Annotated in this window: 12 protein-coding genes; 7 read left to right on the forward strand and 5 right to left on the reverse strand. The window is 68.3% G+C overall.

Features of this window, described 5'->3' with window-relative positions; translation table 11 throughout:
- Nucleotides 1-68 precede the first annotated feature (68 nt).
- The 4 genes from purM (at nucleotide 69) to AX708_RS17300 (ending at nucleotide 3,838) form a co-directional block, all read left to right on the forward strand.
- On the forward strand, nucleotides 69-1,187 hold the full coding sequence (gene purM, locus AX708_RS17285; protein WP_066528631.1) for a phosphoribosylformylglycinamidine cyclo-ligase: 1,119 nt from the start codon (nucleotides 69-71) through the stop codon (nucleotides 1,185-1,187).
- Complete coding sequence (purN, locus tag AX708_RS17290) at nucleotides 1,180-2,145, forward strand: phosphoribosylglycinamide formyltransferase (protein WP_082745528.1); 966 nt, start codon at nucleotides 1,180-1,182, stop codon at nucleotides 2,143-2,145. Before purM ends, purN begins: the two co-directional genes overlap by 8 nt.
- Nucleotides 2,145-3,353, forward strand: coding sequence for a sulfotransferase (locus tag AX708_RS17295; RefSeq protein WP_066528586.1), 1,209 nt, complete (start codon nucleotides 2,145-2,147; stop codon nucleotides 3,351-3,353). Before purN ends, AX708_RS17295 begins: the two co-directional genes overlap by 1 nt.
- Nucleotides 3,354-3,421: 68 nt before the next feature.
- Nucleotides 3,422-3,838: a hypothetical protein gene (locus tag AX708_RS17300; RefSeq protein ID WP_066528588.1), complete on the forward strand. Its 417-nt coding sequence runs from the start codon at nucleotides 3,422-3,424 to the stop codon at nucleotides 3,836-3,838.
- A gap of 65 nt (nucleotides 3,839-3,903) precedes the next feature.
- Here the strand turns inward: AX708_RS17300 and ndk are convergent, their stop codons facing one another.
- The 5 genes from ndk to AX708_RS17320 form a co-directional block, all read right to left on the reverse strand.
- Nucleotides 3,904-4,326, reverse strand: coding sequence for a nucleoside-diphosphate kinase (ndk, locus tag AX708_RS17305; protein ID WP_017665770.1), 423 nt, complete (start codon nucleotides 4,324-4,326; stop codon nucleotides 3,904-3,906).
- A gap of 138 nt (nucleotides 4,327-4,464) precedes the next feature.
- Nucleotides 4,465-5,031, reverse strand: coding sequence for a hypothetical protein (locus AX708_RS17310; RefSeq protein WP_156443356.1), 567 nt, complete (start codon nucleotides 5,029-5,031; stop codon nucleotides 4,465-4,467).
- A gap of 25 nt (nucleotides 5,032-5,056) precedes the next feature.
- On the reverse strand, nucleotides 5,057-5,491 hold the full coding sequence (locus tag AX708_RS17315; RefSeq protein WP_066528592.1) for a DNA polymerase III subunit chi: 435 nt from the start codon (nucleotides 5,489-5,491) through the stop codon (nucleotides 5,057-5,059).
- Nucleotides 5,488-5,628, reverse strand: a complete 141-nt coding sequence (locus tag AX708_RS20105) for a DUF2256 domain-containing protein (RefSeq protein ID WP_082745529.1) — start codon at nucleotides 5,626-5,628, stop codon at nucleotides 5,488-5,490. The genes AX708_RS17315 and AX708_RS20105 overlap by 4 nt, the downstream gene beginning before the upstream one ends.
- Nucleotides 5,629-5,652: 24 nt before the next feature.
- Nucleotides 5,653-7,113, reverse strand: coding sequence for a leucyl aminopeptidase (locus AX708_RS17320; RefSeq protein WP_066528597.1), 1,461 nt, complete (start codon nucleotides 7,111-7,113; stop codon nucleotides 5,653-5,655).
- A 124-nt stretch (nucleotides 7,114-7,237) separates the two neighbouring features.
- Between AX708_RS17320 and AX708_RS17325 the strand changes: the two genes are divergently transcribed.
- From AX708_RS17325 to pdxA, 3 genes are all read left to right on the forward strand, one after another.
- Complete coding sequence (locus AX708_RS17325) at nucleotides 7,238-9,523, forward strand: LPS-assembly protein LptD (RefSeq protein ID WP_066528599.1); 2,286 nt, start codon at nucleotides 7,238-7,240, stop codon at nucleotides 9,521-9,523.
- Nucleotides 9,524-9,716: 193 nt separating this feature from the next.
- Nucleotides 9,717-11,084 (forward strand): peptidylprolyl isomerase, encoded by a 1,368-nt coding sequence (locus AX708_RS17330; protein WP_066528601.1) that lies wholly within the window; start codon nucleotides 9,717-9,719, stop codon nucleotides 11,082-11,084.
- The gene (pdxA, locus tag AX708_RS17335) at nucleotides 11,081-12,100 is read left to right on the forward strand and encodes a 4-hydroxythreonine-4-phosphate dehydrogenase PdxA (RefSeq protein WP_066528603.1); all 1,020 of its coding nucleotides are present in this window, start codon (nucleotides 11,081-11,083) and stop codon (nucleotides 12,098-12,100) included. Before AX708_RS17330 ends, pdxA begins: the two co-directional genes overlap by 4 nt.
- Nucleotides 12,101-12,173: the final 73 nt, after the last annotated feature.

Genomic DNA, 12,173 nt, shown 5'->3' on the forward strand with positions numbered 1-12,173 from the left:
GGGAAAATCGCGTCTCCTTTGCCCAATGGCGAGTGGAATTCCAAGCGCGAACAGCTATGGCGGCGTGCATGACTTCGGGGACAAACGAGAGCAAGCCGCAGGGCTCGGGCTACACCTATGCCGATGCGGGGGTGTCGATCGCGGCGGGCAACCGCCTCGTGAAGGCGATCGCGCCGCTCGCCAAGGCCACCGCGCGGCCCGGGGCGACGAGCGAGCTGGGCGGGTTCGGCGGGTTTTTCGACCCCAAGGCGGCAGGCTACACCGATCCGCTGCTGGTCGCCGCGAACGACGGCGTGGGCACCAAGCTGAAGCTGGCAATCGAGCATGACCGCCATGACACTGTGGGCATCGATCTCGTCGCGATGTGCGTCAACGACCTCATCGTGCAGGGCGCGGAGCCCCTGTTTTTCCTCGACTATTTCGCCACCGGCAAGCTCGAGAACGGGGTCGCCGAGCGGGTGATCGCAGGGATCGCCGAGGGCTGCAAGATCGCGGGCTGCGCGCTCATCGGCGGCGAGACGGCGGAGATGCCGGGGATGTATGCGCCCGGCGACTACGACCTCGCGGGCTTCTGCGTCGGCGCGGTGGAGCGTGGGCAGCAGCTGACGGGGGACAAGGTCGCGCCCGGCGATGTGCTGCTGGGACTTGCGTCGTCCGGCGTCCACTCCAACGGCTATTCGCTGGTCCGCAGGCTGGCGGCGGACAAGGGCTGGAAGCTCAACCGCCCTGCCCTGTTCGATCAGGAGCAATTGCTGATCGACGCGCTGATTGCGCCGACCCGAATTTATGTGGCGAGCCTCCTGCCGTTGATCCGCGCTGGCGCCATCAATGCGCTCGCCCACATCACCGGCGGCGGGCTGCTCGAGAACATCCCGCGCATCTTGCCCGATGGCGCCCACGCGGTGGTCGATGCCGACCTGTGGCCCCAGCCGCGCCTGATGGCTTTCCTGCAGGCGCAGGGGAATATCGAGCCCGAGGAAATGGCCCGCACCTTCAACTGCGGGGTCGGCATGGTGCTCGCCGTGAGCGAGGCGAATGTCGCCGAGGTCACTGCCAAGCTTGAGGCGGCGGGCGAGACGGTCTTCCCCGTGGGCCGGATCGAAGCGGGCGAGAAGGGCTGCACCGTGCGCGGTTCGGTCGAGACATGGGCGGCGAAAAGCGACTGGAGCGCGACGCACCTTGGCTGAGAAAGCCAGAATCGCCGTCCTCATCTCGGGCGCGGGCACCAACATGGCCGCGCTGGTCTATGCCAGCCGCATGCCGGAATGCCCCTACGAGGTGGTGCTGGTCGCCTCCAACAACCCCGACGCGGACGGGCTGGCGCTCGCGCAGGCCGAGGGGATCGCGACCTTCGCCCTGCCCCACAAGGGCCTGGCCCGCGAAGCGCACGACGCCGCGATGGAGGCCGCAGTGCTGGAGGCGGGCGCGGACTATATCGTGCTCGCGGGCTATATGCGCATCCTCTCGGACGGGTTCGTCGAGCGTTGGGCAGGGCGGATGCTCAACATCCACCCCTCGCTGCTGCCGCTCTACAAGGGCACGGGCACCCATGCCCGCGCCATCGAAGCGGGTGACAGCCACGCAGGCACGAGCGTCCATCTGGTGACGCCCGAACTGGACTCGGGCGAAGTGCTGGCGCAGATCGCGGTGCCGATCACGCCCGAGGGCACCCCGGAGAGCCTCGCCGCCCGCGTCAAATTCGCCGAGCACCAGCTCTACCCCCGCGCGGTGGCCGACTACGTCAGCCGCTGGCGCGATCCGGCGGCCCTGCTGGCGCGGGTGCGTGCCCTCGCCCTCGCCCTCCCCGAAACCGACGAGCGCGAGAGCCACGGCAGCCCGGGCTTCCGCGTAGGCGGCGACAAGTCCGGCAAGTATTTCGCCTATTTCGCCGACCAGCACCACGGCACGCCGCACATCGCGCTGCTGGTGCGCACTGGCGGCATGGATGAGTTGCTGAGCCTCGTGGAAAATCAGCCCGAGGTCTATTTCAAACCCGCCTATTACGGCGCGAGCGGGTGGGTGGGGATCATCCTCAACCGTCCGGGAGTGGACTGGGACGCGGTCGGCGAATGGCTGACCCGCAGCTGGCGAAGCGCGGCACCCAAGCGGCTGACGCGGCTGATGGACGTGGCGGACGCATTCTGATGGCCCCGCCCACCCGCGATCACCTGCTGGCCCGCGGGCCGCTGGCGGAACGAGCCAACGCCTTCCTCGGCAAGGCGTGGGAGCGCGGGTGGTTGCCTCCGCCCGAACTCGGCCCAGATGCCTTGTGGGAGCTTGCCGCCAGGCCCTATGGCGCGCGGGCGGAGACAGTGGAGCATGGCAGTCGCAGCGAGGAGGACGTTGCCGATTTCCGCGAGCGGCTCGCCCGGCTGATCGCCAGCATCGAGACGCAAGCCGATCTCAACCCGCTCGGCCGCGCGATGGCCTGGGGGCAGCTCGCGCGGGTGGTGAAGAACCGCCTCGCCTTCGGCGCGCTGTGGCTGGAGCGGCCCGAGCTGCTGGAGACGCCGCTCGCGCCGCCGATCATCATCATCGGCCATATGCGCAGCGGCACCACCCGCATCCACACCCTGCTCGCCGCCGATCCCGCGCACGCGCACACCCGCTACTGCGACGCCTATCACCCCGTCCCCGCGCCGTTCGGCATGAACCGGGTGAAGGCGGCGATGGAGTTGGCGATGCTCGGGCTGCTCAACCCGTGGATGCAGGCGATCCACCCCATGGCCCCGGCTGCGGTCGAGGAGGAGCTGGCTTGGATCTCCGCCGCGCTCCACCATTCGATCTACGAATCGCAGTGGCACATCCCGGCCTATTCGGCGTGGAGCGAGGCGCGGAACGCGGCCCCTATCTACCGAGAATTCCGGCGCATTCTCCAGACCGATGCTGCCCACCGGGGCCTCGCGGACAAGCCCCGCGTTCTAAAAGTCCCCGCCTTCGCCGAGGATTTATCGACGCTCCTCGCGCTGTTCCCTGACGCCCGCCTCGTGCTGGCGGAGCGCGAGCACGAGGCGGTGCTCAAGAGCGCGATCAGCCTTGCGGCCAACCAGATGGCGATGCAGTCGGACAGGTGCTGTCTCGAGCGGATCGAAGCCCGCTGGCGGCACAAGATCGCGCTGCGCGAGGCGCGCATGGCCGAGGCGCTGGAAGGCTGGCAGGGCCCCGTCGCGCGCGCCTGCTTCGATGCGCTGAACGCCGACTGGGAGGCGGCGATCGCGCGCATCTATTCCGATCTCGGCCTTGCGCTCACCCCGGAGGCGCGCACGGCGATGCGCAAGGTCATGGCCGCGAGCGAGGACGGCCACCACCATGCGCATGCGGCGCAGTTGGCGCGGTTTGCGGGCGCGGGGTAAATCGGCTCTTTAACTTATCTCCGCAATTTCTTACTGAAATCGCCTCGACTTGTTGTGGGGGAGACAAAATGACGACGCAAAACGAATTCGCCGGAGAAGAGGCCGAGTACGACGAACTCGAAGGAGAGGCCTGCACTATCGACGAAGATGTCGATATGTCCGAAGATGCGGTCGTGATCGAGGGAAGTGCTGCTGCTGCGGAAGCGGCATCGGTGAGCGAAAGGGTTCAGGCCAATATCGCTGGCCAAATTCCGTCATGGAGGGGTGTCAGGAGTTGTAACAGCGCGGAGCGTGCGCACGCCGCTGCCCGTCCGGTTGCTCAAGCCTGGGTCAACGCCACGATCGCGGCCAATCCGGGCAGACCGGTGCTTGCATCGGCTTACTACGGACAGTGGAGATATCGCAACGAGACGACAGGTTCGGGCCGGCGCAAGTGCAAGGGCCAGTGGACCGAATGCATCGTCTATGTCGATTTTGGCGACTGACCACGGCACACGAAAAGGGCCGCCCCCGCCGGGAGCGGCCCTTTTCTTGACTCGGCCGATAGAAATCAGCCGACGATTTCTTCCGGCTTGAAGAAGAACGCGATTTCGATCGCGGCGTTTTCTTCGCTGTCCGAACCGTGGACGGTGTTCTCGCCGATCGACAGCGCCAGTTCCTTGCGGATCGTGCCGGGTTCGGCGTTCTCGGGGTTGGTCGCGCCCATGATGTCGCGGTTGCGGGTCACGGCGTCCTCACCCTCGAGCACCTGCACGACCACCGGCTCGCTCATCATGAATTCGACGAGTTCACCGAAGAAGGGGCGCTCCTTGTGGACGGCGTAGAAGCCTTCGGCCTGCTCGCGGGTCATGTGGATGCGCTTCGAAGCGACGACGCGCAGGCCGGCTTCCTCGAGCATCTTGGTGACCGCACCGGTGAGGTTGCGGCGGGTGGCGTCGGGCTTGATGATCGAGAAAGTGCGGGTGACCGCCATGGGTATGCTCCTGTAAACGTTTTTTCGTTGTGGGGGATCTTTGGCCGCGCCCCTAGTTGCTGCGCTGCAAAATGGCAAGCGTGCGCGCGCGCCGATGTGCGACGCGCAGGCGTGAGCCGAAACGGCGCCGAGGCGGGCTCAGCCGGCCTTCTTGGTGGCGATGATGATCTGGCCGGTGGTGACCTTCCCGCCCCCGTCCTGACCCTCGCCCGGACTGGCGGTGACCGACACGGTCGCGCTGTCCGACTTGCGCTCGCCGGCGACCATCTGGGTGCCGTTGGTGTTCATCTCGAGCTGGATGTCGAAGCCGGCGGCCTTGGCGGCATCGCGGTAATGGGCGACAACCTCGTCGGCAGGGGCGGCGGATTCGAAGGTGATCATCGTCCCCTGCCCGTCGGGCTGGCTGACCACCGCATTGTTGATGACCTTGGTCCCGGGAAACAAGGTGAACCCGGCGGGCAGGCTGACCGGCACGTCCGCGCCGGCGCGCAGGGTCGCCTCGCCATCCTTGCCGGTGATCGTCATGCTGGTCTCGCCGGTTTCCTTGTCGACGGTGTATTCGGCGTTCTTGCCGTCCGCGGTTTCGAACTCGCCCGAGGTTTCCGATCCGCACGCCGCCAGCATCAGCGCCGCGCCGCCTGCCATCAGGATTGCTGCCTGCTTCATCGCCTTGTCCCCCCTCGCCATCACGAGCGGAAACATCACCTATCGCGAGGGCGGACGCAAGCCCTCAGCCCTTCTTGACCCAGCGACCGTTCTCCTGCGCGAAATAGGCGCGCTCCAGCCCTTCGCGCCCGTCGACCGCGCGCCACGCCTGCCGCGCTGCCGGGGCAAGATCGGGGGGGAAGAGCAGGAAGACGCGCGCAAAGCCCTCGGTCTCGCGGAAGGTGCCGTCGGCGAGGATCACGTGGGTCGCGCCGTTGGCGGCGGCAGGTTCGGCCGCGAGCAGGATCGGCTGGCGATCGGCGCCGGGGGCATCGGCCTCGCCGTTCGCCAGAAAACTCTCCGGCCCCGCCTGCCACAAGGCATTCGAAATGGCTGCGCGCTGCCCGGCATCGGCGGCGACCACCAGCACCCGCTCGCCCTCGCCCAGCGCGCGGCGGGCGATGAGCGCGACGACCTTCTCGACCGGATCGTCGGTGACCTGCCAGAAATCGAGTTTCATGATGCTGGCTTCGTCCTGCGGCAGCGGTCGGAACAATATTTCACATTGTCCCAGTCCCGCTCCCACTTCTTGCGCCACGCGAAGGGCAGCCCGCAGGCGAGGCAGGTTTTCGTGGGTAAATCCGACTTTTTCCGCATCTTGGGGATGGGAAGTCTCCCCCCTTAGCCCTCGACCACATCCCGCACGAACTGGTCGAGCAGGCGCACGCCGTAGCCCGTGGCACCCTTCTCCCAGGTGTGGCCGGGCTTCTGCGACCAGACCATCCCGGCGATATCGAGGTGCGCCCAGGGGGTGCCGTCCTTGATGAATCGCTGGAGAAACTGCGCGGCGGTGATCGAACCGGCCTCGCGCGGGCCGACATTCTTGATGTCGGCGATCGGCGAGTCGATCAGCTTGTCGTAATTGGGGCCGAGCGGCATCCGCCACAGCTTGTCGCCGCTCGCAAGACCCGCGGCCGAAAGCTGCGCGGCGAGCGTGTCGTCATTGGCGAACATCCCGCCATATTCGTTGCCGAGGCTGATGATCATCGCGCCGGTGAGCGTGGCGAGGTCGACGATGCGGGCGGGCGCATACTGCTCCTGCGCCCAGTGGAGCGCATCGCACAGCACCAGCCGGCCTTCCGCGTCGGTGTTGAGCACCTCGACCGTCTGGCCGCTCATGGTGGTGACGACATCGCCCGGGCGCTGGGCAGCGGCGTCAGGCATGTTCTCGACGAGGCCCATGACGCCGATCACGTTCGCCTTGGCCTTGCGCGTGGCGAGCGCCAGCATCGCGCCCGCGACGGCCCCTGCCCCGCCCATGTCCCACTTCATGTCCTCCATCCCCGGCGGCGGCTTCAGCGAGATGCCGCCGGTATCGAAGGTGACGCCCTTGCCTACGAAGACCGTCGGCTTCTCGCCCGCCGCCCCGCCGTTCCAGCGGATCGCGAGCAACTGCGATTCGCGTGCCGAGCCCTGCCCGACGCCGATCAGCGCGCCCATGCCGAGCGCCTTCATTTCCGCCTCGCCGAGCACGGTGATCTCGACCCCCGTGCCTGCGAAAGCCTCGCGGCAGGCGGCGACGAAGGTTTCGGGGTAGATGATGTTGGCCGGCTCGGTAACGAGGCCGCGGGTGAACTCCACCCCCTTGGCGAGCGCTGCCTCGCGCTCCCATGCGGCAGCCGTACCCTCGGGCGCGTTCACGACGTGGACAGCGGCCAGCGAGGGGCGCTTGTCGGCGGGAAGGCGGGTGCGGTAGGCGTCATGCCGCCAGGCGCGCAGGCGCAGCGCGAGCAGCACGGCGGCGGCATCCTCGGCTGAGAGCCCCGCCCCGCCAAGGTCGAGCACCATCGCGGTCTCGCCCGAGACGAGATACTTGGCGGTCAGCGCCGCGCCGGCGCGCTCGCAATGGTGGCGGCGGTCGGCCGACCCGGGCTCGCCCAACCCCGCGAAAGCGATGCGCTTCACCCCGCCATCGACGCTGGCAAAGCCCTCGAACACCTGGCCCGCGCGGCCCGAGAAGCGGCTCGCGGCCGCGCCCTCGACCAGCGCGGCATCGAGTCCGGCCAGCGCCTGCCCCTGATTCACCACCCGCGCATGCAGGCGGATGTCGGCGGGCGGGGCGGCGGTGAGATGGATCTGCATGGGTACTCCGAAAGACACGGGACGCGGGGAAATGTCGGGGCGCCCCGAGGCTGCGGCAGGCCGCGCGCAGAGGGGGGCGCAATGGCGATTGCGATTAAGCGCGAGCGGTGCAATAGGCAAGGCCATGTCGGGAGGCTTGCAAGACGCACCGCGCGTGGCCGCGCGCCATGCCCCGCGCTTCCCGGCGCGCGGGTCGGTGTCGCGCATCGCGCTCGGGCTGGCCCTCGCCGTCGTGGCCGCGCCGCTCGCCGCGCAGGAAGCCCCTCCCTCGACAGCAACCGCACCCTCTGCCAGCACCGAAGCCCCCCGCCAGATCGACTTCGAGGCGCGGGAACTCAGCTACAACGACCAGACCGACACCGTCACCGCGCGCGGCGATGTGATCCTGCGCTCGGAAGACCGCTCGGTGCGCGCCGACGAAGTCGTGTGGGACCGCAATTCGGGCAAGATCATCGCCACCGGCAACATCCGGCTGGTGGACGAGGCCGGCAACCAGCTGTTCACCGATCAGGTCGAGCTCACCGAGGAATTCGATACCGGCGCGATGAGCGAGCTCCTCATCGCCCTGCGCGCCGGGGGCCGCCTCGCGGCGCGCTCGGCGACGCGCGGGGAAAACGGCGTCGCGGTGCTGACCGATGCCGCCTACACCGCCTGCGCGGTGACCGATGCGGAGGGCTGCCCGAAGAACCCCAGCTGGCGCATCACCGCGCGCCGCGTGATCTATGACCAGAAGGCGAGCCGGGTGCGCTTCGAGGGCGCCATGCTTGAGCTGTTCGGCCAGCCGCTCCTGCCCATGCCGGGCCTTGCGGTACGAACTGACGGCAAGTCCGAAAGCGGTTTTCTGGTGCCCGATGTCCGCCTGACGCAGGTCAACGGGCTCGAGCTTTCGGGCGAATATTACTGGCGCATGGCCGACAATGCCGATCTGACGCTGGGCGCCTATGTCTTCTCCAACACCGCCCCGATGGCGAGCGCCAAGTGGCGGCACCTCACCGAAAAGGGGGCCTATCAGGTCACCGGCTACGCCACCTTCTCCGACCGCGCCACGGACTTCACCGGCGGGCAGTCCTTACGCAACGACCCGCGCGGATACCTCGACACGAACGGCCGCTTCCAGTTCTCGCCCGACTGGAGCCTGACCGGATCGATCCGCCTCGCCAGCGACCGCACCTTCCTCAGGCGCTACGACATCAGCCGCGACGACCGGCTGCGCTCGACCATCAATCTCGAGCGGATCACCGACAATTCCTATTTCTCGATCGCCGGCTGGGCGACCCAGACGCTGCGGCTGAACGCCGATCAGGGGCAGGTCCCGCTGGCACTGCCCGCGATCGATTACCGCCAGAAGATCGCCGATCCGGTGCTGGGCGGCAATCTGATGTTCCAGGCGAACTCCCTCGCGCTGCTGCGCAACGAGGGGCAGGACACCCAGCGGGCCTTCGCGGGCGCGCAGTGGGATCTCAAGCGCCTCACCGGCCTCGGCCAGGTCGTGACCTTCACGGCGCTGGTGCGGGGCGATGTGTACAACACCAACAATTCGCTCGCCACCACGACCCTCGCCTATCGCGGGACCGAAGGCTGGACCACGCGCGGGATCGCCACTGCCGCCATCGACATCGAATGGCCCTTCGTGGGCGAGGCTTTCGGCGGCACGCAGGTCTTCAAGCCGCGCCTGCAGCTCGTCGCCAGCCCCCGCATTCGCAACCTCGCCGTTCCCAACGAGGACGCGCGCGCGATCGATCTCGAGGATTCGAACCTCTTCGCCCTCAATCGCTTCCCCGGCTATGACCGGGTGGAAGACGGCACCCGCGTCACCTGGGGCGTCGACTGGGAGCTTCAGCGCCCCGGCTGGCGGATCAAGACCACCATCGGCCAGTCCTTCCGGGTGGAAGCGCCGCGCGACGGCCTGTTCCCCGAGGGCACGGGCCTGTCGGAGCGCGTCACCGATTTCGTCGGCCGCACCGAGGTGCGGTTCCGCAATCTCGTGCAGTTTACCCACCGCTTCCGGCTCGACAAGGACAACCTCGCGATCCGCCGCAATGAAGTCGACGCGACCATCGGCTCGCGCCGGACCTATGTCGAGGTCGGCTATCTGCGCCTGAACCGCGACATCGCCACCGTGGAAGACCTGCGCGACCGCGAGGAGCTGCGCGCCGCCGCGCGCGTGGCGATCGGGCGCAGGTGGTCGGTGTTCGGCTCGGGGGTGTTCAACCTCACCGACCGCGACGAGGACCCGGTGTTCCAGCCCGACGGTTTCCAGCCGATCCGCACCCGGCTGGGGGTCGCCTATGCGGACGACTGCATCGAATTCGGCGCGACCTGGCGGCGCGACTTCATCGACGCGGGCGATGCGCGGCGCGGCAATGCCTTCCAGCTGTTCTTCGCCCTTCGGAACCTGGGTTTCCGCTGACCCCCGATCAGACGCCTGCAAGATTTGGCAGGGCGCGCAAATGGCGTTAAGGAGCGCGGCGGCAGGCTGGCTGCGCTCACCGGGATCGGGCACGGACTCAGCTTCCATTCAGCCGGTGCAGGGCATCGGCGCAGCACCGGGTGCGATCCGCACCCGGGTGCATTAGCCATAAGGCGGGATTGAACGAGTGAGTGTGAAGCAGTTTTCCAAGACGCTTTTTGCCAGGGCCGGAACCGCGCTGGCGGGTGCGGCCATGCTCGGCCTTGCCGCCGCGCCCATGGCGGCAGGCGCGCAGACCGTCGCCGTGCCGACCGCAGACAATCCCTTCGGCCTGCCCGCGGATATCACCCTGTTCGGCAAGGCCGACCCTGACAAGCGCACCGCGACCGCGATCGTCAACGGCTTCGTCATCACCGGCACCGATATCGACCAGCGTCTCGCGCTGGTGACGGCGGCCTCCGATGCGCCGGTCCCCGAAGAGGAGATGCTGCGCCTGCGCGTCCAGGTGCTGCGCAACCTGATCGACGAAACGCTCAAGATCCAGGCCGCCGAGGCCGACGAGATCGAGGTCAAGCGCGAGGAGGTCGAAGAGACCTACCAGCAACTCGCCGCGCAGAATTTCGGCGGCGATCCCAAGAAGATGGACGCCTATCTGGAATCGATCGGTTCCTCGGCAGCCTCGCTCAAGCGCCAGATCGAGGGCGAAGTGGCGTGGGACAACCTCCTGCGCCGCAACGTCATGCCGCGCGTTAATGTCTCGGCCGAAGAGGTCAACGAAACGCTCGAGCGGATGAAGGCGGCCAAGGGGACCGACGAATACCGCATCGGCGAAATCTATCTTTCCGCCACGACCGAGAACCGCGCCGCGGTGCTCAAGAACGCGCAGACGATCATGCAGCAATTGCAGCAGGGCGGAAGCTTCGTTGCCTATGCGCGCCAGTATTCCGAGGCCTCGACCGCCTATGTCGGCGGCGATCTGGGCTGGGTGCGGATCGGGCAGCTGCCGCCGCAGCTTGCCGCGGCGGTGCGCAACATGCAGCCCGGCCAGCTCAACGGCCCGATCGAGATCCCCGGCGGCTTTTCGATCATCTACCTCATCAACAAGCGTCAGGTCCTGATGGCCGATCCGGCCGAGGCCGTGCTCAGTCTGAAGCAGATCTCGATCGCCTTCGCGCCCGGGGTGACGCAGGCCGAGGCCGAAGCCAAGGTGGAGCAGTTCAGCCAGTTTCTGGGCAGTCTGCGCGGCTGCGCCGATGTCGAGGCAGGCGCGGCGAAGATCGGCGCCGAGGTGATTGCGAACGATCAGGTCAAGGCGGCGAACCTGCCGCCGCAGCTGCGCGACCTCGTCCTCCAGCTCCAGATCGGTCAGGCCACCCCGCCCTTCGGCGGGCTGCAGGAAGGCGTGCGCGTGCTGATGCTGTGCGGGCGCGACGATCCGCCCGATGCGGGAGCGCCGACCTTCCAGGCGGTGATGAAGCAGATCGAGGATGACCGGGTCAACAAGCAGGCCCAGCGTCTGCTGCGCGACCTGCGCAACGATGCCTATATCGAGTACAATTGACCGCATCGTCCACGCCCCTTGCGATATCGCTCGGTGACCCGGCCGGCATCGGCCCCGAGGTGATCCTCGGCGCCTGGGCGCGGCTGAGGGCCGAGCGCCGTGCCCCGCCGGCCTTCGTGGTCGGCGGGCCGGAGCTGCTCAGGGCCTGCGCCGAGGGCCTCGGGATCGACTGCCCGATCGTGCCCATCGCCGACCCTTCCGAGGCGCTCTTCGCCAGCGCCGTAGGGCTGCCGGTGCTCGCGCTGATCGACGGGCCGTGGCACCCCGCCCGCCCCTCGCCCGAGGGTGCGCGCCTCGCGCTGACCTCGCTCCAGCTGGCCGCCAAGTGCGCGCTGGCGGGCGTCGCGAGCGGGCTGGTCACCGCACCCGTCTCCAAGGGCGCGCTCGCCGCGATCGGCTGGGACTACCCCGGCCAGACCGAGTTTCTCGCTGACGCCTGCGGCAGGCCCTACCGCGACGCGGTGATGATGCTCGCCGGACCATCCCTGCGCACCGTGCCGCTCACCGTCCACGTCGCGCTCGCCGAGGTGCCCACGCTGCTCTCGGCCGAGCTCATTACCCACAAGGCCCGCATCGTCGCCGCCGGCCTCAAGCGCGACTTCGGCATCGCGCAGCCCCGCCTCGCCATCGCCGCGCTCAACCCCCACGCGGGCGAGGGCGGCCAGTTCGGCGACGAGGAGGCGCGCATCATCGCCCCTGCCATCGCCAGCCTCCAGGCCGAGGGCATCGCCGCCACCGGCCCCGTCCCCGGCGACGCCCTGTTCACCCCCCGCGCCCGCCAGACCTACGATGTGGCACTGTGCATGTACCATGACCAGGCGCTCATCCCGATCAAGGCATTGGAGTTCGACGAGGGGGTCAACGTCACCCTCGGCCTGCCGATCATCCGCACCTCGCCCGACCACGGCACCGCCTACGACATCGCGGGGCAGGGGCTGGCCGACCCCGGAGCGATGGCAGCCTCACTGCGGATGGCCGCAGAGATGGCCGCCGCACGGGCCACCGCCGGTGCTTGACCGCATTCCCAACCCCAACCCCTCCCGCAAGCGGGAGGGGAGCGAGACTTGGCGGCTTTGCCGCCTAGTCGCA

This window comes from Erythrobacter sp. CCH5-A1, from assembly GCF_001557115.1.
GTDB lineage: Bacteria > Pseudomonadota > Alphaproteobacteria > Sphingomonadales > Sphingomonadaceae > Erythrobacter.